This is a genomic window from Mesorhizobium sp. P5_C1 (assembly GCF_054049815.1).
Genome location: NZ_JBFULQ010000042.1, coordinates 1 through 21554 on the forward strand (window position 1 = coordinate 1; position 21554 = coordinate 21554).

The 21554-nt window shown below is 63.9% G+C and carries 22 protein-coding genes; 4 read left to right on the forward strand and 18 right to left on the reverse strand.

Annotation, left to right across the window (positions count from 1 at the left end; all coding sequences use genetic code 11):
- The 17 genes from ACXJ7R_RS05890 to ACXJ7R_RS05970 form a co-directional block, all read right to left on the reverse strand.
- The coding region (locus ACXJ7R_RS05890; protein WP_457150980.1) for a HAMP domain-containing protein at nt 1-1016 on the reverse strand (1016 nt) is incomplete at its 3' end.
- A gap of 7 nt (nt 1017-1023) precedes the next feature.
- Nucleotides 1024-1698 (reverse strand): response regulator transcription factor, encoded by a 675-nt coding sequence (locus ACXJ7R_RS05895; RefSeq protein ID WP_167392270.1) that lies wholly within the window; start codon nt 1696-1698, stop codon nt 1024-1026.
- Nucleotides 1699-2058: 360 nt separating this feature from the next.
- Nucleotides 2059-3612 carry a Do family serine endopeptidase gene (locus tag ACXJ7R_RS05900; RefSeq protein WP_457150981.1) on the reverse strand — a complete coding sequence of 518 codons (1554 nt, stop codon included), beginning with the start codon at nt 3610-3612 and terminating at the stop codon, nt 2059-2061.
- A gap of 131 nt (nt 3613-3743) precedes the next feature.
- Complete coding sequence (locus ACXJ7R_RS05905; protein ID WP_457150982.1) at nt 3744-4211, reverse strand: cytochrome c-type biogenesis protein; 468 nt, start codon at nt 4209-4211, stop codon at nt 3744-3746.
- The gene (locus tag ACXJ7R_RS05910) at nt 4208-6199 is read right to left on the reverse strand and encodes a heme lyase CcmF/NrfE family subunit (RefSeq protein WP_457150983.1); all 1992 of its coding nucleotides are present in this window, start codon (nt 6197-6199) and stop codon (nt 4208-4210) included. Before ACXJ7R_RS05910 ends, ACXJ7R_RS05905 begins: the two co-directional genes overlap by 4 nt.
- A gap of 71 nt (nt 6200-6270) precedes the next feature.
- Nucleotides 6271-6714 (reverse strand): cytochrome c maturation protein CcmE, encoded by a 444-nt coding sequence (gene ccmE, locus ACXJ7R_RS05915; RefSeq protein WP_457150984.1) that lies wholly within the window; start codon nt 6712-6714, stop codon nt 6271-6273.
- A 7-nt stretch (nt 6715-6721) separates the two neighbouring features.
- Entirely contained in the window at nt 6722-7861 is a 1140-nt protein-coding gene (gene ccmI, locus ACXJ7R_RS05920; RefSeq protein WP_457150985.1) for a c-type cytochrome biogenesis protein CcmI, read from the reverse strand.
- Nucleotides 7862-7988: 127 nt separating this feature from the next.
- Nucleotides 7989-8426, reverse strand: a complete 438-nt coding sequence (locus ACXJ7R_RS05925) for a hypothetical protein (RefSeq protein ID WP_457150986.1) — start codon at nt 8424-8426, stop codon at nt 7989-7991.
- 176 nt (nt 8427-8602) lie between these two features.
- Nucleotides 8603-10036: an ATP-binding protein gene (locus ACXJ7R_RS05930; RefSeq protein WP_457150987.1), complete on the reverse strand. Its 1434-nt coding sequence runs from the start codon at nt 10034-10036 to the stop codon at nt 8603-8605.
- Nucleotides 10020-10685: a response regulator transcription factor gene (locus ACXJ7R_RS05935; RefSeq protein ID WP_023812809.1), complete on the reverse strand. Its 666-nt coding sequence runs from the start codon at nt 10683-10685 to the stop codon at nt 10020-10022. The genes ACXJ7R_RS05930 and ACXJ7R_RS05935 overlap by 17 nt, the downstream gene beginning before the upstream one ends.
- Nucleotides 10686-10775: 90 nt before the next feature.
- Nucleotides 10776-11075 (reverse strand): hypothetical protein, encoded by a 300-nt coding sequence (locus ACXJ7R_RS05940; protein WP_457150988.1) that lies wholly within the window; start codon nt 11073-11075, stop codon nt 10776-10778.
- A gap of 168 nt (nt 11076-11243) precedes the next feature.
- Complete coding sequence (locus tag ACXJ7R_RS05945; RefSeq protein WP_095089923.1) at nt 11244-11651, reverse strand: DUF3168 domain-containing protein; 408 nt, start codon at nt 11649-11651, stop codon at nt 11244-11246.
- 81 nt (nt 11652-11732) lie between these two features.
- The gene (locus ACXJ7R_RS05950; RefSeq protein ID WP_457150989.1) at nt 11733-12539 is read right to left on the reverse strand and encodes an ABC transporter permease; all 807 of its coding nucleotides are present in this window, start codon (nt 12537-12539) and stop codon (nt 11733-11735) included.
- On the reverse strand, nt 12539-13372 hold the full coding sequence (locus ACXJ7R_RS05955; RefSeq protein ID WP_095089919.1) for an ABC transporter permease: 834 nt from the start codon (nt 13370-13372) through the stop codon (nt 12539-12541). Before ACXJ7R_RS05955 ends, ACXJ7R_RS05950 begins: the two co-directional genes overlap by 1 nt.
- Nucleotides 13373-13397: 25 nt before the next feature.
- Nucleotides 13398-14513, reverse strand: a complete 1116-nt coding sequence (locus ACXJ7R_RS05960; RefSeq protein WP_457150990.1) for an ABC transporter substrate-binding protein — start codon at nt 14511-14513, stop codon at nt 13398-13400.
- A gap of 69 nt (nt 14514-14582) precedes the next feature.
- Nucleotides 14583-15677, reverse strand: a complete 1095-nt coding sequence (locus tag ACXJ7R_RS05965) for an ABC transporter ATP-binding protein (RefSeq protein WP_457150991.1) — start codon at nt 15675-15677, stop codon at nt 14583-14585.
- A 92-nt stretch (nt 15678-15769) separates the two neighbouring features.
- Nucleotides 15770-16696 carry a LysR substrate-binding domain-containing protein gene (locus ACXJ7R_RS05970; RefSeq protein WP_095089913.1) on the reverse strand — a complete coding sequence of 309 codons (927 nt, stop codon included), beginning with the start codon at nt 16694-16696 and terminating at the stop codon, nt 15770-15772.
- Nucleotides 16697-16780: 84 nt separating this feature from the next.
- On the opposite strand from ACXJ7R_RS05970, the gene ACXJ7R_RS05975 reads away from it, so the two are divergent.
- From ACXJ7R_RS05975 to ACXJ7R_RS05990, 4 genes are all read left to right on the forward strand, one after another.
- Nucleotides 16781-18385 (forward strand): amidohydrolase, encoded by a 1605-nt coding sequence (locus ACXJ7R_RS05975; RefSeq protein WP_457150992.1) that lies wholly within the window; start codon nt 16781-16783, stop codon nt 18383-18385.
- 20 nt (nt 18386-18405) lie between these two features.
- Nucleotides 18406-19338 (forward strand): dimethylarginine dimethylaminohydrolase family protein, encoded by a 933-nt coding sequence (locus tag ACXJ7R_RS05980; RefSeq protein WP_457150993.1) that lies wholly within the window; start codon nt 18406-18408, stop codon nt 19336-19338.
- Nucleotides 19339-19610: 272 nt separating this feature from the next.
- A complete protein-coding gene (locus ACXJ7R_RS05985) occupies nt 19611-21050 on the forward strand; it encodes an FAD-binding oxidoreductase (protein ID WP_457150994.1) in 1440 nt (479 codons plus the stop codon).
- Between the two features lie 21 nt (nt 21051-21071).
- Nucleotides 21072-21209, forward strand: coding sequence for a hypothetical protein (locus ACXJ7R_RS05990; protein WP_245331241.1), 138 nt, complete (start codon nt 21072-21074; stop codon nt 21207-21209).
- A gap of 62 nt (nt 21210-21271) precedes the next feature.
- Here the strand turns inward: ACXJ7R_RS05990 and ACXJ7R_RS05995 are convergent.
- Nucleotides 21272-21554: hypothetical protein (locus tag ACXJ7R_RS05995; RefSeq protein WP_457150995.1), on the reverse strand; the 283-nt coding region annotated here is incomplete at its 5' end.

Consider the following 21554-nt stretch of genomic DNA (forward strand, 5'->3'; position numbering starts at 1 on the left):
CGGTTGGTGTTCTCTGAGGAGTAGCCAGCCTCCAGCCGGGAGATCATCAGGATGGCGTTGAAGGTTTTTATCAGCTGGTCGGATTCGGCAATCGTGCCTTCCAGCGCCTGACGGTAATCGGTGGTCTTGTGCTTGCCCGCAAGCGTCGCCTCGGCCCGGTTGCGCAGCCGGGTCAGCGGCGTCTTCAAATCATGCGCGATGTTGTCGGAAACCTGTTTCAGGCCTTCGTTGAGCGTGGCGATCCTGGCCAGCATGGAATTGAGGTTTTCGGATAGCCGGTCGAACTCGTCGCCGGCGCCGGTCACCGGCAACCGGCCGGAAAGATCGCCGCCCATGATGCGGCGGCTGGCTTCCGACACGCTGTCGATGCGCTTCAGCGCGGCGCGGCCGACAAAGAACCAGATCAGCAGTCCGCCCAGCCCCATCATGCCAAGCGCCAGCATCAGGGCGCGGCGGATGACGGCGCGGAACCGCTCCGGCTCGCCGAGATCGCGGCCGACCAGCATGATCATCTGGTTGGGCAGCCGAAGCACCAGCGCGATGGCGTTGTGGCCCTTCTCGCCCTGCGCCTGCGGTTCGTTCGGATCGGATTGAGTGGTGCTCTGGTCCGCCGGCAGATTGCGCTGCCGCTCGAGCTCTCCCTCACCAAAGCGCTGATAGGAGAACGGGCTGTTGGTCCAGCCTTCGGTTTCGAGCACGCCCGGCTCCAGGCTCTGCACGTTGCCGGTCAGGATCTGGCCGTTGGCGTCGGCGATCAGATAGAGGTTGGCGCCGGGCTGGCGCGAGCGCTGCTCGACGACGCGCACCAGGATCGGCAGACCGCCACGCTGATAGGCGCGAGCGAGGCCGAGCACTTCGTCGTTGATGGTCTCCTGCGTCTGCGCGGTCAGCATGCGCGCCGACAGCGAGGTCATGTAGAAGACGAGCAGCACGGCGCAGAGCGCGAAGAGCAGGAGGTAGAGCGCCGAAAGCCGCGCTGCCGTCGTCTTCATGATGGCTGGCACGGATAGGGCCATGCTGCTGCTAGCCGCTCTTCAGCATGTAACCGGCGCCGCGAACGGTATGCAGTATGGACTTGTCGAAGCCCTTCTCGATCTTGCCGCGCAGCCGCGAAACATGGACGTCGATGACGTTGGTCTGCGGATCGAAATGATAGTCCCAGACATTTTCGAGCAGCATGGTGCGCGTCACCACCTGGCCGGCATGGCGCATCAGATACTCCAGCAGGCGGAATTCGCGCGGCTGCAGCGTAATCTCGCGCGCCGCGCGGCGGACCGAATGCGACAGCCTGTCGAGTTCCAGATCGCCGACGCGGTAGACGGTTTCCGCTTCCTTGGCGCTGGCGCGGCGGTTCAGCACCTCGACACGGGCCAGAAGCTCCGAGAAGGCATAGGGCTTGGTCAGATAGTCGTCGCCGCCGGCGCGCAGGCCGGTGACCCGGTCGTCGACCTCGCCGAGCGCCGACAGGATCAGCACCGGCGTCGTGTTGCCCCTGGACCTCAGGCCGGCAATGACCGACAGGCCGTCGCGGCGCGGCATCATCCGGTCGATGACCATCACGTCGTAGTCGCCAGCGTCGGCGAGCGCAAAGCCGGTTTCGCCGTCTCCGGCAACATGGGCAGTGTGACCGGCCTCGGCGAAGGCTTTCTGCAAGTAATCCGCAGCCTCGCGATCGTCTTCTATGACGAGAATCTTCATAGGACTGTTATACGCGATTTCGCTGGAAGGTTGAGTGGCAGACATCTGCATTGTGGCCTTTGCCAAAGCGCATCGCGATCAAGATCATCCGAAGCCGCGCGCGAAAAAAATCCTTGTCCCGACCTCGTTGCGCCAAGACCGCTGAAACGCTTTTTGACGACATGCCTTGAGGGTGCGGCAGCGGGCGATGGGAAGCCCGCTGCCGCCGGGGAGAGCGCGATGACTGACTAACGCGCGCTCCACCATGCTTTCCCGTACGGCGGCTCGGGGGTGTTGAAACCGCCGCACTGGAAAAGTCGAACCTGCCGCCGGAGCGCCCTCATCCGCAGGGAGAAGACAAGGACGCTCCGGCGACGTGCCTCAGCCCTTGGCGACGGGCAGCGCGACGAAACGATTGTTGTCGTCGCGGGTGATCTGCATCAGCACAGCCTTGCGGCCGGACTTGACCGCCTCGGTCATCGCCTTGGTGACGTCGTCGGTGGCATTCACTTCGGTCGAATTGACCGATGTGATGATGTCGCCCGGCTGGATGCCGCGGTCGGCGGCATCGCTGTCGGGATCGACATCGGTCACCACCAGTCCCTTGCCGTTTTCGGACTTGGTGACGGTCAGGCCGAGATCGGCCAGCGAGTCGGGCTTGGCCGGAGCGGCGGGCTGCTGCTGGTCGGCCGATGCCTGCTTGTCGCTCGAAGGCAGTTTGCCGAGGTCGACCTTGACCGTCTGGCTCTTGCCATCACGCCATACGGTGACGTCGACCGACTTGCCAGGCGAGTAGGCGCCGATCAGCCGGGCCAGTTCCTTCGGCGAAGCGACGTCCTTGCCGTCGACCTGGGTGATCACGTCACCAGCAATGATGCCGGCCTTCTTGCCGGGACCCTCATCCTGGGCGCTGGAAACCAAGGCCCCATTCTGCGACTTCAGGCCCAGCGATTCGGCGATGTCTGAGGTGACCGGCTGAATTTCGACACCGAGCCAACCACGCTGCACGGAACCGCTCTTCATCAGGTCCTGAACGACCTGCTTGGCGGTCGAAGCCGGAATGTCGAAGGCGATGCCGACGCTGCCACCTGACGGCGAGAAGATTGCGGTGTTGATGCCGACGACCTGACCGTTGAGGTTGAAGGTCGGGCCGCCCGAATTGCCGCGATTGACCGAAGCATCGATCTGGATGAAGTCGTCATAGGGGCCAGCGCCGATGTCGCGGCCACGAGCCGAGACGATGCCGGCGGTAACCGTGCCGCCGAGGCCGAACGGGTTGCCGACGGCCACCACCCAGTCACCGACGCGAACCTTGGAGTCGTCCGCGAAGTCGACATARGTGAACTTGCCGACGCCGTCGACCTTGAGCACGGCGAGATCGGTGCGTGGGTCGGTGCCGATCAGCTTGGCGTCGAGTTCCTTGCCGTCATTCATCACCACGGTGAAGGCCGAGCCTTCCTCGACGACGTGGTTGTTGGTGACCAGATAGCCATCATCGGAGATGAAGAAGCCGGAACCCTGCGCAACCGGTCGCGGCTGGTCGTTGTTGTGGTCGCGGTGGCTGAAGCGGCGATTACCGCCACCCTCGCCGTTCTGATCGCCAAAACCACGGAATTCCTTGAAGAAGCGGCGCAACTGCGGATTGTTGGGCAGGTTGTTCATGCCGTCCGGATCGTCGGACTGATCGGAGCCGTCATCGGCCACCGGGCTGATCTTGGCCTTGACCTTGACGCTGACCACAGCCGGAGAAACGCGCTCGACGACGTCGGCGAAGCCCGGCACCTGCGGCGCCTCGACACGCACGGCATCGGCCAGAACGGGCCCTGTTCCAGTCGTCAGCGCACCGATGCCGATCGCGCCGGCAACGGCGATGGATGCGACGGCGGCCATCAGACGCTTGCGGGTGACGGAATATGAATTGGGGGCAATACTCATGGGGTCTCGTATCCTCTTTCAAATGGACGCCCTTGATCGGCATCCTCGGGAAAGAGAATTAGAGAGGCGAACATTACAGCGCTATTTCCGACGCATGAAATTTTGGTAATGTTTGGTGACGTTCGTGACCGTCAGTCGCGGCGCAAAATGGCGTCCAACGATGCCTGCTCTTCGGCGGACAGGGATTTTGTTGCCAGCGTGCGACGCGACCGCGCGGTCATCACAATGAAAATGCCGCCAACGAGCAGCAGGATGACCGGCGTACCCCACAGCAAGGCATTGCGCAGCTCGAAGCGCGGCTTCAGCAGGACGAACTCGCCGTAGCGCGACACGACATAGTCCATCACCTGCTGATCGGTATCGCCGGCAACGAGGCGCTGGCGCACAAGGATGCGCAGGTCGCGGGCCAGATCGGCGTCAGATTCGTCGATCGACTGGTTCTGGCAGACCATGCAGCGTAGGCCTTCGGATAGCGCCCGCGCCCTCGCCTCGAGCGCCGGATCGGCCAGCATCTCGTCTGGCTTCACCGCCTGTGCCGCGCCGGCGAAAAGCAGCGCCAGCAGCAGCACGATCGAGATCAGCGAAAGCCGTGCGCTCATGGCCGGCCCGCGGACGGCACGGCACTGGCCTGCTTGCGCCGGCGCGACGGTGCGCCGACACGCAGGCGCCTGTCCATCAGCGACATGGCCGCGCCTGCCATCATCACCAGGCCGCCGCCCCAGATCAGCGTCACCAGCGGCTTCCACCACAGGCGCACCACGACGGAGCCGTCTTTGCCCTCGTCGCCGAGCGAGATGTAGAGCTGGGAGAGGCCCATCGTCCTGATGCCCGACTCCGTCGTCGTCATCTGGCGCACCGGATAGAAACGCTTGGCGGAACTGATTTCGCCAATCGCGCTGCCGCTGACACCGATCAGTTCGAAGCGGCCGCGATCCTCGCTGTAGTTCGGACCCTGGGCAGGGTAAAGCCCGACGAAACGCAGCGCGTGGCCGGACAGTTCGACGGTTTCGCCGGCATGCATCGACAGGATTTTTTCCGTGCCAAAGCAAAGCGTGCCGACGATGCCGAGCGTGGTAAGGCCAAGGCCAAGATGCGCAAAGGCAGTGCCGAAGACCGAGCGCGGCAAGCCGAGCAGGCGCCTGACCACGTTCCCGGCAGCAACGTTGCCGAAGCCTGACTTGACCGCGAGATCGGTGAGYGCGCCAAGGATCAGCCAGACGGCGAGGCCGACGCCAAGTGCGGCGAACACAGAGGCGCCGTCGATGAACAGAGCAGTGACCAGCGTCGCCAGAAGGGCGGCGGCAAAGGCCACCATCAGGCGTTGGGCGACGGCGAAGACATCGCCGCGCTTCCAGGCCAGCAGCGGCCCGAACGGAACCATCACCAGCAGCGGCACCATCAGCGGGCCGAAGGTCAGGTTGAAGAACGGCGCGCCGACCGAGATCTTGTCGGCCGAGAAAGCCTCGACGGCGAGCGGATAGAGCGTGCCGACGAGCACGGTCGCGGTCGCCGTGGTCAGGAACAGATTGTTGAGGACGAGCGCACCTTCGCGCGAAATCGGGTGAAACAGGCCGCCGGCCGTCAACCGGGAGGCACGCAGCGCGAACAGCGCCAGCGAACCGCCGATGAACAGCGTCAGGATGCACAGGATGAAGACGCCGCGTGTCGGATCGGTGGCGAAGGCGTGGACGGAGGTCAGCACGYCCGAGCGGACCAGGAAGGTGCCGAGCAGCGACAGCGAAAAAGTCAGGATGGCGAGCAGCAGCGTCCAGATCTTAAGTGCCGAGCGCTTTTCCATGACGATGGCCGAATGCAGCAGCGCGGTGCCGGCCAACCACGGCATGAAGGAGGCGTTCTCGACCGGGTCCCAGAACCAGAAACCACCCCAGCCGAGCTCGTAGTAGGCCCAGTACGATCCCATGGCGATGCCGCCGGTCAGGAACATCCAGGCGACCAGCGTCCACGGCCGCACCCAGCGCGCCCAGGACGCGTCGATGCGCCCTTCGATGAGGGCGGCGACCGAGAAGGAAAAGCAGATCGAGAAGCCGACATAGCCGAGATAGAGAAACGGCGGGTGAATGGCGAGGCCGAGGTCCTGCAGGATCGGGTTGAGATCGCGGCCTTCGATCGGCGCCGGATTGAGCCGGATGAACGGGTTGGACGTCGCCAGGATGAACAGGAAGAAGGCGGCGCCGATGGCGCCTTGCACGGCAAGCACATTGGCGCGCAGCGTCGCCGGCAGGTTTGATCCGAAGGCGGCGACAAGCGCGCCGAAGAAGGTCAGGATCAGCACCCAGAGCAGCATCGAGCCTTCGTGATTGCCCCAGGTTCCGGTGATCTTGTAGATCAGCGGCTGCAGCGAATGCGAGTTTTCCCACACGCTCGCCACCGAGAAGTCGGAACTCGCATAGGCGCTCGCGAGCGCTACGAAGGACAGCGCCGTCAAGGCAAAGCCTGTCACCGCGACCGGACCGCCGACAGCCATCAGGCGCTGGTTGTTCAGGCGTGCGCCAAACAACGGCACGATGGTCTGCACCAGCGAAAGCGCAAACGCCAGGACCAGCGCGAAATGTCCGGTTTCAACCATGGTTGCGCCCAGACTTTTGTTTTGCCGCAGGTTCTTGCCGCAAAACCGTGGGATCCCTTTGCGGAACCTGCTTACTCACTCTTGCTCTCCTGCCAGACGCCCTTGGCCTTCAGGCCGTCGGCCACCTCCTTGGGCATGTAGCGCTCATCATGCTTGGCCAGCACGCTGTCGGCAACGAAGGTGCCGTCAGGGCCGAAACTGCCCTCGGTGATGACGCCCTGCTCTTCGCGGAAAAGGTCGGGCAGGATGCCGGTGTAGGTGACTTTGACCGATTTGTGCGTGTCGGTGACCGAAAAGGCGACCGTCGCCCCCTGCCCGCGCTGGATCGTGCCTTTTTCGACCAGTCCGCCCAGCCTGATGCGCTGGCCGGGCTGGACACTGGCGGTGGTGAGGTCGACCGGCATGTAGAAATAGGACGCCTTCTGGCCAAGCGCATAGAAGGTCAGCCCGGTGGCGGCGCCCAGGAAGGCCAGCCCGCCCGCGATCACCGACAATCGTTTCTGCTTGCGCGTCATGTCAGTCCTAYTCCGTCGCCGTCAGGCCAAGCGAGGCGGCAAAGGCGGTGAATTTCTTGGCTTCGTCACTGTCGGCTCCGAAGACGGCAATAGCGCGACCCAGCGCGTCACGCGCCTGGTCGGCCTTGCCGAGCACGACATACGAACGAACGAGCCGCATCCATCCTTCCGGGTCACGCGGATTCTGCCGCAGTTTGTCGTCGAGACCGGCGACCATGGTGTTGATCATGGCTTCCCTGTCGGCGGGAGACATGGAGGAAGCGGCGTCGACATCGCCGGCATTGGGGCCGTTGGTGGCGCCGCCGGAGGCGACTTCGGGGCTGCCGGATTTGGCCAGCGCCTGCTCAACCGCGCCGCGCCATGGCGAATCCGGCGGCAGCCTGCCCAGCATCGCCTGCCAGGACGCGACCGCCTCCTTGGCGCGGCCCTCCTGCGCCAGCGCCATGGCCAGGTAGAAGCTGGCTTTCGCATTGGCCGGATCGAGCTTCAGTGCGGCCTCAAAGGCATCCTGGGCATCGGCCGAGACAATGCCGCCTGCCGCATTGGCGATCGCCTCGCCAAGACCGGCCCGGCGGACCGCGCTGTCGCCGTCGAGGCGAATGGCGTTGCGATAGGCCGCCGCAGCATCGGAAAAGCGCTGCATGCGCAGATAGACGGGGGCGAGCACATCCCACCCCCTGCCATCGGATGGATTGGCGGCAAGATGGGCCTCGGCCCGCGCCACCAACTCGTCCACCGAACTGTCGGCCGGATTCTTGGCCAATCGTTCACTGAGCGGTTGCGACGGCAGGTCGGGAGACCCGAGCTGGCTGTAGAGCCCCCAGCTGACCAGCGGGACCGCCAGAACGGCCGCGGTCGCCACCAGCCTCGCCGCGACCGAGGCCTGCCTGACGGATGCCTTGCCGGCCGCTGCCGCATTGTCGAGGCGGAGGATGCGGCGCGCGATCTCGGCGCGCGCTTCAGTCGCTTCGGCCGGCTGGATCAAGCCACGCGCGGCGTCGCGGTCGAGTTCGGACAACTGATCGCGATAGACTTCCAGATCGTGATCGCCGGTCGACGACGCGCCGTTCGAGCTGGCGGCCAGCGGCAGCAGCACCGCCAGGCTCGCACCCAGCGTGAGAATTGCGGCTATGACCCAGAACAGCATGGTTCTTCCAATAAAGGCAGAGCCATGCCCTGCCAACAGATGCATCCTGCGACGCTTTGACGGCAGGCGCGCCGCATGTCCTTGATCGACATCAACCGGCCGGACATCAGCCGGATCCGGTTGATCGTCAGGTCAGCGGCGTCCAGCTACCGTCGGCGTTGCGGCAAGCGGTACCGCGCGCCGTGACGCCGGCTCCGCCGGCAAACACCGTCTGCGTGTACTGGCGGCAGTCCTGCGAACCGACGCGGTAGGGCTGGCCCGGAACCACCTCGCCATAGTGCGAAGCCTGGTCGCCCTTCCACGCCACCTTCTGGCCACTGGTCGTATATTCGAGCGCCTTGTATTCCGCCTCGAGCGCGCTGCGCTTCTCGGTCTCGCTCAGGCCGTTGCCGATCGAGCCGCCGACCAGGCCGCCGTCCATTGCCGAAATGATCGTCGTGGTGACCTTGCCGCTGGACGGAGGTGTCGAGGCCGGCGTCGGCGCAACCGAGGGGCCCTTGCCGCTCAGGGTGGTGCAGCCGGAAACGGCCAGCAATGCGGAAACAAGCGCGACGCGAATCTTCATGCCAACAACCGGTTTTCTTGAGTTGGAGCCTGTCATGGATGAGCCGGGGGCCGCGTCATCGAAGAAGTCGGCATGGCCATAGTATTGATATTTGTCGGAAATTTGGCCGCTGGGATCAATAGACATGCCGCCATAGTAAATACTGTTCGTCGATCTCGGATTGATTCGGAAAGGCATCATTGAAGGCTCCGCAATCGCACCACCGCCTTCAATCCCCCCATGCCGGACCGTTCGAGAGCCAGAACGCCTCCATACTCGTTGACGAGGTCGGCGACAATGGCCAGCCCCAGACCTGTTCCGGGCTTTGTCTCATCCAGGCGCCGTCCACGCTTCATCGCCTCGCGCGCCTTGTCCTCGGGAATGCCCGGGCCGTCATCCTCGATGCTGATCTCAAACAGGCTGGCCGCCTCGTCCTTGCCGGTCAAAGGCACGACCGATACCAACACCGCGCTCTTAGCCCATTTCATCGCGTTTTCGAGCAGATTGCCCAGCAATTCCTCAAGGTCTTCGCGCTCGCCGGCGAAGACGATGTCGGTCGCCGGCAGCGCCAGCGACAGGTTGGTCTGCGGGTTGAGTTTCTGCAAAACCCGCACCATGCGCTGCACCAATGGCGCCACCGGCGTGCGGTAGACGACGCTGTCGCGCTGCGCCGCGACACGGGCGCGCTGCAGATAGTGATCGACCTGCTTCTGCATGGAAGCGGCCTGTTCGGCAATCAACTGCCCCTTGGCGCCGCCAAGCGCCCGGCCCTCGTTGAGCAGCACCGCCAGCGGCGTCTTCAGCGAGTGGGCGAGATTGCCGACCTGGGTTCGCGACCGCTCGACGATACGCCTGTTGTTTTCGATCAACGCATTGGTTTCGTTGGCAAGCGGTTCGATCTCGGCCGGAAACTGGCCGTCGAGCCTGTGCGCCGTGCCCTCGCGCACCATGGCAAGTGCATTCCTGACCCGGCGCAGCGGCTGCAGGCCGAGCAGGATGGCGATCGCGTTGATCGCGATCATGCCGACACCGAACAGGCTGAGATAAGTTAGCAGGCGGCGCTGGAAGGTTGAGATTTCCTGTTCGAGTTCGCTCTGGTTGCCCATGACGCGGAAGCGCGCGGCGCGGTTCTTGGAGTCGAGAACGAATTCGCTCTCGAACACTTCGAGTTGCTCCCCGTTGATGCCTTCGGTCGCATAGCTGCGCTGGAAACTGGAATTGAAGGGCACATCGGCGACATCGGGCGATGGGATCGTCTTGGTCATCGACGACGAGTGAAGATCTCCGTGCACGCCTTCCGAAGCAGGCTCCACCGACCAGTACCAGCCCGAATTCGGCTCCGAGAACCGCAGGTCACCGAGATCGGGAGCACCGGTGAGCGCACCGTTATCGGAAATGCCGATGGAGCCGATCAGGTTGAACAGATGCGCCGAAAGCAGGCTGTCGAAGCCGCGCTCGCTGGCCTGGCGATAGAGCGTGGTGATCAGGGTGAAGATGATGACAAGGGTCACGATCGCCCACACCGTGGAAAAGGCGATCACACGGAAGGTCAGCGAACGCGGCCACAAACGCAGCGAAAGCGGCGTCCTTGCGGTTTGTTTGAGCGGTTCCGAGTTACGCCTCCGGCTCACGCATGCGGTAGCCCATGCCGCGCACGGTTTCGATCATGTCGATGCCCATCTTCTTGCGCAGTCGCCCGACAAAGACCTCGATGGTGTTGGAATCGCGGTCGAAATCCTGGTCGTAGAGATGTTCGACCAGTTCGGTCCGCGAGACCACCTCGCCCATATGATGCATCAGATAGGCAAGCAGGCGAAACTCGTGCGAGGTCAGTTTCAGCGGCACGCCGTCGACATCGGCCTTCGACGCCTTGGTGTCGAGGCGTAGCGGCCCGCAGGTCAGTTCGGACGAGGCATGGCCGGCGGCGCGCCGGATCAGGGCCCTGAGCCTCGCCAGCACCTCCTCGATGTGGAACGGCTTGGTGACATAGTCGTCGGCGCCGGCGTCGATGCCGGAGACCTTGTCGCTCCAGCGATCGCGCGCCGTCAGGATCAGCACCGGCATCTTGCGGCCGCCGCGACGCCACCGCTCGACCACGCTGATGCCATCCATCTGCGGCAGGCCGATGTCGAGCACGACGGCATCGTAGGGCTCGGTGTCGCCGAGGAAATGCCCCTCCTCGCCATCGAAGGCGCGGTCGACGACATAGCCGGCATCGACCAGCGCGTCCGATATCTGCCGGTTGAGATCCTTGTCATCCTCGACGACGAGTACGCGCATGCGAAAATCGATACCTGTTGATGAGCTGGGGGCAGATATAGGCCGATTCCGGCGGCCTGGGAAACGAAGGCCTGTAAGATGAAAGATTGGTCAGTTCTGCGGCACGACGATTTCGGAGCGGCGCGGACGCTGCCCGTCCTTGCCCGGGACGAGCACGACGATGACGCAGACCGGCTGGCCGCCGCGGGTCGATTGCGAGGCCTTGGCCAGCGTTCCGCCATTCTGCGCGGCCACCTGCTGGCCGATGGCGTAGCAATCGGAAGCCGCCAAAACGATCGGGCCGCCCTGGTCAGGCGTGATGACCGGTGTCGCCATCGCCTGCGACGCAAACAGCCCGGCAGCACAGAGCGCCAGTGTCGCGGTTCGGAAGTGGGAGCGAAGCGTTTTCATGGCTGGCGTTGTAACGCATCGGTGCTGAACGTGAAATGAACAGTGAACGCCACCAAGACCATGCCCGCTACCCCTGAAACGCGAGTCGACCGATCGAATTTCGCCGCCCACCCGACGAAATCCCGGAAGTGTCAGTCTAGACCCCGTTTGGACCATATTGAAAGCGCATCAGTCACTATCCTGCGTTATGGCGCGAAAACGCAGCAAACCATGATGCACGAGCAGGTCCTCGTCATAGCGGGCCTCGGCGAATTCCAGCACGAGGCGTGTCTGTCCACGCGGGCCGATGATCAGCACCGCGTCGGCGAGGCGCGCCTTGATGCTGTCCATGATGGCACGCGTTTCGGCCTCGCCATGGGTTTTCGACCAGACGTGCAGCGTGACCAACTGGTCGGCATCGTTCTGGACCCCGGTATCCCAGTCGAAGGCGCTGGTCTGGCCGCAGGTTACGTGGGGAAAGGCGGCGTTGTCGGCCGCGTGTTCGAGCAGCCCGGCGCCGCCCAGCAGCGCCGACAGCGATGCATCGCTCCTCAATCTCTGGAACAAGGCCTGCTGCAAGTCGCCGGACGCGGTCATCGTTTTCCTTCATCGTAGCGGCTTGCCGATCATGTGCCGGGATCGCCTCCAAGGGTATCCGGATTCTGCCCGGCTTGCCAATCACCGGACGCCGCGCAACCTAACCACGAAACTGCGCAGCGCAAGCACCAGCACCGTGATGATGATCAGAATCACGGAAAGCGCGGCGATCGCCGGATCGATGTTGTCGCGCAGCCCCATCCACATCAKCCTGGGCAGCGTGATGGCGTTGACCGAGGTGATGAACAGCGTGACGCCGATCTCTTCCCAGGACAGCACGAAGGACAAAAGTGCCGCGGTGATGATGCCGAACTTGATGTTGGGCATGATGATGCGGGTGGCTCGCTCCCATACCGACGCGCCAAGGCCGCGCGCGGCGAGGTCGATGCGCCGGTCGAGCTGGCTGAGCGAGACCAGCATCAGCACGGTGGCGAAGGGCACCGTCATCACCGAATGGGCCATGGCAACGCCAAGCCACGTGTCGTAGCCGAAGAGCGAGCTGAAGCCRGAGATCGAGGTGAGCAGGAAGTAGAGCGTGATGGCCGAGACCACCGGCGGCACGACCATGGGCAGCAGCACGAAGCCGACGAGCGCCGCGGTGAAACGCGGCTGGAACATCCACACGCCGAGGCTGAAGCACAGCGCCAGCACGGTGGAAAAGGCGCTGCTGACGATGCCGATGCGGATGCTGAGCAGGATCGAATCGATCCAGCGCGGATCCTCGATCAGCGCCCTGTAGTGGCGCAGCGACAGTTCGCCTGATGGCATGGCCAGCATGCGGCTCGGCGTCAGCGACACCGGGATGACGGCGAGCAAGGGCATCAGCAGGAACAGCGCCACGAAGGCCGCGATGATCAGGGAGACGGGACCGGGGCGATAAGTCGGCATCAGATCAATTGCTTCGGTCTGACATAACGGAACAAGAGCGCCATCAGCGCGCCGACGAACAGCACCAGCACGACGCTGATCGCCGCGCCCAGCCCCCAGTCCGGGCTCTGGAATATCCTCAGATAGATCAGCTCGGCGACCATGACGCTGCGACCGCCGCCGAGGATCGCCGGCGTCACGAAGAAGCCCAGCGAAAACACGAAGACGATGAGGGCCGCGCCGATGATGCCGGAGCGGGTCATGGGCACGAAGACCGACCAGAAGGTGCGCATGCGGCTGGAGCCGAGCCCGCGCGCTGCCAACAGCACGCGGTCGTCGAGGCTGCGCATGGCAGACGCCAGCGGAAAGACGGCGAAAGGAATGAGAAAATGCGTCATGCCAACGATGACGCCGAATTCGTTGCGCACCAGCGCCAGCGGTTCGGAAATGAAGCCGATCGCCTGCAGCCAGGTGTTGATCAGGCCGCGATTGGACAGTAGCGCCACCCAGCCGAAGGCGCGGGTCAGCACCGAGATCCAGAACGGAACGAGAATGCAGAACTCGGCAACCAGGCGCTGAGCCGGGGTTCCGCGCACCCAGACGACGGTGATGGCATAGGCAGCGGCCACCGAGACCACGGTGACGACCGCCGCGATGCGCAGCGTGCGGATGAACACCGACTGCACCAGATCGTCGGTGAGCAGCGCCTCATACTGGCCGAGCCCCGGCGTCGGCAGCGTAAAGCTCCATTTGACGACGCCGAGGAACGGCCAGGCATAGGCCAGGACAAGAAACAGGAGCAGCGGCGCCATCAACAGCGCCGCGCCCATCCTGTCGGAGAGATATGCTCTCATGTCGACCCGATAATCCCTGCCTCGGTCAGGCGGAGATGATCTTGGTGTATTCGTCGAGCGCTGGCCCGTAGTTCTTGGCGTACCAGTCCATATCGAGCGCGATCTGCTTCTTCATGTTCTCGGGGTCGACCGGGTTGATCCGCTTCTTGTCGGCAGGGATCAGCGCGTCGGCGGCCGGGTTTGCTGGGCCCTGGCCGAGCTTGTCGAACATGACCAGCTGCTTTTGCGGGTCCTGGGCGCTGGCGATGAACTTCATGGCCGCTTCCTTGCCGCCGGGATTGCCCTTGAGCACGGCGAGCGCGCCGGGCGAGATCAGCCCCTGGTCCCAGATGAACTTGATCTTGCCGCCGGAATCCTGCTCGATCAGGGAAGCGCGGGTCGACCAGACGATCGCCATCGAGGCCTCGCCATTGAGCAGCACGCTCTGGCTCTCGGCACCGCCGCCCCAATAGGCAACGACGTTCTCCTTGAAGGCGGCGATCTTGTCGTGCGCGCGCTTCAGGTCGAGCGGGTAGAGCGAGGCGGGCGCGATGCCGTCGGCCAGAAGGGCTGCCTCCCAGCTCGACACGCCCCATTTGTAGAGCGAGCGCTTGCCGGGGAATTTTTTCACGTCGAAGAAATCGGCCATGCCGGTCGGGGCGTCCTTGCCGTATTTCTCGGAATCATAGGCGATGACATAGGAGAAGAAATAGGTCGAAGCGGCAAAGTCCCAGCCGAATCCGGGCCGCATCTTCTTCTTGTCGACGATGTTGTAGTCGATCGGCTCGAGCATGCCTTGCGCGCCGAGCGTGATGGCCGAGAACGGGTCGACGTCGACGAGGTCCCAGGTCGGCGCGCCGCTCTTGAACTGCGCGGCGATCGCGCCTTCGGTCGGGCCGGAGCCGTCCATCTTGACGGTTATGCCGGTGTCCTTGGTGAAGGCCTGGCCATAGGCGGCATCATAGGCGGTGATGGCGTCGCCGCCCCAGTTGACCAGCACCAGTTCCTTCGCAGCGGCGAAGGCTCCGGTCGAGCGCAACAGCATCGGCGTGCCGGCCAGCACGATTGCCGCCAGCTGTGCGAATTGCCGGCGCGAAATCTCGCCGCGCCCTGCCCTTGCGGACAGGCTCTCGATGGCTTGTTTCTTGGTGTCATTTGTCATGTCAGTTCCCCTTTTTTGTCGTTGATAGTACCGGAAAGCGGTGGCGCCGATATCTCGCCACACCGTTCGTCATTGTCCTCCATGCGGAAGGAGGAAACCCTTTTCCGCAGGCCAGGTGAGCCAGACGGAGTTGCCCTTGCTCAAGGCGGCGGCAGCTATCTCGTTGGGCACCGAGACCGTGACCTTCGCGCCTTGCCGCGTCGTCAGGTCAAGCCGCGTTGCCGCGCCAAGATAGGTGGAGTTGGTCGCGGTCGCGGCGATGCCGTTCTCGCCCGCCGCCGCCTCGCCTGATATCGACATGTATTCGGGCCGGATCGCCAGGATTGCATCGCCGCGCACCGTCTCAGCCTTGCAGCGCATGGAGACCGCGCGGTCTTCGCAGAGGCCGGTCGAGCCATTGTCGGCCGGGCGCACCCCCTTCAGCGGCAGCATGTTGATCTCGCCGAGGAACTCGGCGACGAAGCGGTTGTCCGGCCTGTCGTAGACGTCGTCGGGTGCTCCGACCTGCAGCAGTTTGCCATGATTGAAGATGGCGACGCGCGACGACAGCGCCAGCGCCTCGCTCTGGTCGTGGGTGACGAAGACGAAGGTGGTGCCGGTCTCCTGGTGCAGCCGCTTCATCTCGGCCTGCATCTGGCCGCGCAGGCCCTTGTCGAGCGCGGAAAACGGCTCGTCGAGCAACAGCACGCCCGGCTCGAACACCAGCGCGCGGGCGAGCGCGACGCGCTGCTGCTGACCGCCTGAAAGTTGCGCCGGTAGCTTCTTCTCGTGGCCCTTGAGGCCCACGCGCTCGATCATCTCGCCGACTCGGCGCTTGATGTCGGCCGCCGATTTCTTGCGCACCTTGAGTGGGAAGGCGATGTTGGCTTCCACGCTCATATGCGGGAACAGCGCATAGCCCTGGAACACCATGCCGGCCGCGCGCTGTTCGGCCGGTCGGTCGGTGATGTCGACGCCGTCGCTGAACAGCCGGCCCTCGGTCGGTTGCACGAAGCCGGCCAGGATCATCAGGAAGGTGGTCTTGCCCGAACCAGACGGCCCGAGCAGGGTAAGGAACTCGCCACGGCCAATATCGAGCGTCAGATTGTCCAGCGCACGGAACGAGCCAAAGCTCTTGCCGATTCCGATTGCCTTGATCTCTGCGGCCCGGCCGGGTTGCTGCATCCTGCCTGTTTCCTCAATTCCAAAAAGAAATCGTAGGGCAGCGTGCGGCCTCACCGCAACCAAATAGTTTTCGCCGGATCGGCAAATTCCATTCATCTGTCCAATCGGTGGCGCCCGTGGTCGGCCATGACCTTGGCAATGCTCTCCGCGAGTTTCGATCGCAGCCATCCGGCAAACGCGTCAAGCACCGGATGCGTCGCCTTGGCGTGTTCTGAGACGAGGAAGTAGGAGCGCGGCGATTTGATCGCGATGTCGAAGGGACGCACGAGCCTGCCTTCGGCCAGGGCCTTGCCGCTGGTCAGTTCGTCGCCCATGGCCATTCCCTGGCCGGCGATCGCGGCCGAGAAGACGAGATTCATGTCGGAAAAGAAGATACCGCCTTCCGGGTCGGGGTTCTCGACCTTGGATAGAGCCAGCCAGCGCGCCCAATCCTCGGTGTCGCCGAGATGCAGGAGCGTGGCGCGCAGCACATCGGCGGGCTTGGAGAATCCGCCGACCTTGTTGAGGAGCATCGGACTGCAGAGCGGCGTAAAGGAAATCTCGCACAACAGTTCGGCGGCCCGGTTCGGCCAATTGCCAACGCCAAAGGCGATGAAGGCGTCCGCGTCGGCATTGCTGACGTCATCCAGCCGACGCGGCGTCAGGATGCGCAGCGCGACATCGGGGTACATCTGCCTGAACTCGCCGATATGGGTGCACAGGAACAGCGAGGCGAAGCCCGGCGTGCAGCTGATGCTGAACGAGCCGCCGACGCCTGTGCCGGCATGGCGCGTCACCGCATCGCCCAGCACGGTCAACGCTTTGCGCACGTCGCTGGCATAGCGCTGGCCACGCGGCGTCAGCGCCACGCCCTTGCCGATGCGTTCGAGCAGATCGAAGCCAAGGTCGCGTTCAAGCAGGCGAAGCTGATGGCTGACCGCGCTGCGGGTCAGATGCAACTCGTCGGCGGCGCGCCAGACGCTGCCATGACGAGCGAAGCTGTCGAGCGCACGCAGCGCCTGGGTGGATGGTATGCGCAAGAGGCCTCAGGTGAACCGAATTTGCATGAGCCGGGAAAACATATCACTTTCTAGCGAACCGCTTCACTGCTTTCTTCTCGTCTCATGGAGGAACCCGTGGCCACCTCGGCGCAAACAACCGCCCTTGCCTGTCTCGACGACATCCAGCCGTTGCTGTCGGCGTGGACGCGGACCATTTTCGACTTCGGCGAGACCGCATGGCGCGAGTATCAATCTGCCGCCTGGTACGTGGAGCGGCTGAGGCGCGAAGGCTTTTCCGTCGAAGAAGGTTCCGGCGGCATGCCCACCGCCTTCTGTGCCCATTGGACCAACGGTCCCGGCCCGACCATCGGCATGTACGCCGAATACGACGCGGTGCCGGGCAATTGCCAGGATGCCGCCACCGTCAAGCGTCCGCGCCCAGGCCTCTCCGAACATGCCGGGGGTCATACCGACCCGCATTCCGGGCTGGGCATTTCGGGCCTTGGCGGGCTGCTGGCGACCAAGGCGGCGATGCAGCGCCACGGCATTCCAGGCACGCTGCGCTTCACCGGCGAGCCGGCGGAAAAGGTGCGCGGGTCAAAGCCGATCCATGCCGCCAAGGGCTATTATGACGGCCTTGCCGGCATGATCTCCTTCCATCCGTTCTACATGCTGCCGCTCTGCAACACGGCGCGCTGGGACACGCATTGCGGCGCAGCTTACGCGATGATCTATCGCTTCATCTGCGACCAACCGGAGCGCTGGGCGCGGGCGGCGGGCGACGCGGCACCCATTCCGCAGGCGCATTCGGCGGTGCGCGCGCCCGGCGCCAACGACGCGCTCATGATGATGTACATGGCGTCCAAGGCGCTGCGCGATTCCATGCTGCCGCACCAGGGCGGCTGGTCGATCAGCGAGGCGATCCTCACCGCCGGCCAGGCGACCGCCGACAACCTGCCGGCCGAGCTGGCCGAAATCCAGTACATGATCCGCGTGCCGACGCTGGCGATGGCCGAACAGGTCACCGCCGTGCTCGACCGGAATGCCGAGGCCGCTGCCGCCGTGAGCGGCTGCCGCCACGAGCGGCATTGGGTGTCGAAGTCGCGGCCCGGGCTGGCCAATCACGCCATGGCCGAAATCGCCTATGAATCGCTGTCGACCGTCGGGCCGCCGCGCTGGGACGAGGACGCCAAGGCAATCGCGCGCGACATGCAGGTCAATGCCGGGCGCATGGCGAGCGACGAGCCGTTCATCGAAGAACTTGAGCGCCTGATCGAGCCGCAGGCGGCGGAAGCGATCCTGCGCCGCGATCTACCGCCCTCGCAGGTGAATTCGACCTCCGACGATTACACCGACATGAGCTGGCATGCGCCGACGGCGCGCTTCTATGTCGCCCGCCCGGCGCTGCGCTCGGAAACCGGCTACCCCTATCCGTCATGGGTGATGAACGCTCTGGGCGGCATTCCCGCCACCATCGACCCGATGGTCACCTGCGCATCGAAGACCATCGCGCTCGCCGCCCTTCGGCTGCTGGAAGACCAGGCCGCCCGCGATTCGGCGATGAATGAATTCGTCGCCCGCACCGGCGGAGGAATCGGAGGCTCGAACTGGATCGCGCCGCTCTGCGACTACGAACCGCCGATTGGATTTCGGTGGCCGGAGTATGTCACCACCCCGCGCGGACGAGACTGGTGGATACCGGGCAACCAGCCCAAGTCAAACGCATGATCAAGCACGAGGAGAACCCCATGACCGTTCATGACCGCATCGTCGCCGAGCCGTTTTCGCTGCAGCGCCGCAACCCGGCCGGCGGCACCAAGCCTCTGACCGCCTGGGGCTTTGCCAACGAGACCGATGTCTTGACCGACGTGCTGCTTGGTTCGCCCAATTTCCTGCGCCACCTGTCGACCAGCTCGCTGTCGCGCAAGCATCTGCGCGAGGCGCCTTGCAACGTCCAGATCGCGCAGGCGCAGCACAAGGACCTCGTCGCCGCCTATGAGCATTTCGGCGTCAACATCCACTGGCACGAGCCGACGCCGGAACTGCCGATGCAGGTCTATTCCCGCGATTCCAGTGTTATGACGCCTTACGGCGCCTTCATCACCGCAATGGCCAACTGGTGGCGGCGCGGCGAGAACTACGCGGCGATCCGCACCTACGAAAAACTCGGCATCCCAATCTACGACATGGTCACGGCGGGCACGTTCGAGGGTGGCGACTTCAACGTCATCGAAGAGGGCGTCGTATTGATCGGCTGCGGCGGCGCCCGCACGCAGGAAGAAGGCGCGCGGCAGGTGCAGGCCTGGTTCGACAAGGAAGGCTGGGAAACCCGCATCGCTTTCATCGACGAGTACTATGTCCATATCGACCTGATGGTGGTGCCAATCGCCGAGAAACTGACGGCCGTCTGCCTCGCCTGCACCGAACCCGGCATCGTCGACTGGCTGAAGGGCAAGGGCCACGAGATTATCGACGTGCCGTTCCAGGATACGATGGCGCTCGGCTGCAACTTCATGTCGCTGGGCAAGGACCGGGTGATCGCGCCGACCTCCAGCCAGTCGCTGATCGGCCAGCTCAAGGCACGCGGTTTCGAGGTCGCGGCGGTCGACATGAGCGAGATCTCGAAGACCGGCGGCGGCATCCACTGCATGGCGCAAGCGCTGAAGCGCGAACCGTCCTGAGGAGTGGAATAGCGCTGCGCTGCTTCGTTCACATTCGCTCACGATCGGCATCCAGCCGGCCGAGGGTGCAAGGTTGGGCGTGAAAACCGGCTGAGATTGCCGGCTGGCAGAAGCATGTGCCCAAGCCAATGCGATCACTACATCGGCTGCGGACGCCCACTTGGGCGCCGCAACGCTGGCCAATGCGAAACTTGCACGATATCTAATATAAGCGCACAGTTAAGATGTTTTTTGGGGAGGGGGACGGCTCATCTGCAAATCGGGAGGAAACCATGAACACCATGAGCCTCACCACGCTTGAACGCGGCAAAACGACAATCGACGCCGCTGCCTTGGAAGCATTTTCAGCACTCTTGCGCGGCACAGTGCTGAGCGAAGGCGATGCCGCTTACGACGAAGCACGGACTGTCTGGAATGCCACGGTCGACCGACGGCCTGGGCTGATCGTGTGCTGCGTGGGCGCTTCCGACRTCATCAGTGCCGTGAATTTCGCCAGGGAGAACAGACTTCTCGTCTCCGTGCGCGGCGGCGGCCACAACATTGCCGGAAGTGCGGTCTGCGATGGTGGCCTGGTGATTGATCTGTCGTTGATGAAGTCGGTGCGGGTCGATGTCGCTGCGCGGCGGGCATGGGTCGGGCCGGGCGCGACGCTTGCCGATGTCGACAAGGAAACGCAGGCCTTCGGCCTGGTGGTGCCGACCGGCATCAACTCGACCACCGGCATATCCGGCCTGACACTGGGCGGCGGCTTCGGCTGGATAACCCGCAAATTCGGCCTGACCATCGACAATCTTGCCTCTGCCGATGTGGTCACCGCCGACGGCAAACTGCTCCGGGCCAGCCAGACCGAAAATCCGGACTTGTTCTGGGCGCTGCGAGGCGGCGGCGGCAATTTCGGCGTCGTCACGGCATTCGAGTTCCAGCTCCATGAGCTTGGACCGCAGGTGCTGGCGGGGCTTGTCGTCCATCCCTTCGCCGATGCCGAAAAGGTACTGCAGGAGTATCGCAAGGCGCTCGAAACCGCTCCTGACGAGTTGACCTGCTGGGTGGTCATGCGGCAGGCGCCGCCGCTGCCCTTCCTGCCGGCCGAATGGCATGGCAAGGAGGTGCTGGTTCTGGCCATGTGCTATTGCGGCGACATCGCCGCAGGCGAAAAGGCGACGCATAAGCTTCGAGCCATCGGCACGCCGATTGCCGATGTCGTCGGCCCCAGCCCGTTCACCGGCTGGCAGCAAGCATTCGACCCGCTACTTGCGCCCGGCGCCCGCAACTACTGGAAGAGCCATGACTTCACCGAGTTTTCCGAGGAGGCGGCTGCGGTCGTCACGGGGGCAATAGCCAAGCTGCCGGGACCCGAATGCGAGATATTTGTCGGCCATGTCGGCGGCGCGGCAGGTCGCGTCAAGGCGGATGCTACGGCGTTTCCACAGCGCAGTTCGCATTTCGTCATGAACGTTCACGCCCGCTGGCGCGAACCGGCGATGGACAAGGCCTGCACCGACTGGGCTCGTGCGATCTACGAGGCGGCCAAGCCTTATGCGGCCGGCACCGTCTATGTGAACTTCATGCCGGAGGACGAGGTTGACCGGGTCGAAGCGGCCTATGGTGGCAACCATCGGCGGCTTCTGGAAATCAAGCAGCGCTACGACCCACTGAACCTGTTCCGCATGAACCAGAATTTGCGCCCGAAAGAGAACCTGCGGGCCGCTTGAAGCGTTCTATCGCTGATCGCTTTGACGTCGAGCCAGACGCTGACCTGCCAGTTCGAGGCACACCGTTTCGAACTGGCGATTGTCGACGTGAGCGAGATCTCAAAGACCGGCGGCGGCATCCACTGCATGGCGCAGGCGCTGAAGCACGAGCCGGCCTGAGGCGGCAGCGGTTGGCTGGGCGCCAACTATCCCGCGTTGACTGACAAAATCGGCGCGCGGCTTTACGCTGCGCCCGTCATCTCAGCGTATCGTCTGAGCCCCATCCCGGCAAAAAAGATGACCATCAGGATGGTGAAGGCGATGAGCAGGCCGACGCGGAAGAACTTCGCTAGCGGCGAGATCTTGACGTTTGCAAGCTGCTTGAACGGAACGCCCCTCGGTTTCGTCGCCGCCAGGCCAAGCCAGAAAATGCAGGTGATGACAAAGAGCACACCAATATAAGAATCCATCCAGTCCGGCACTCTCATAAACCCGAAATTGAACGCGAATGCTCGGCTCACGGAC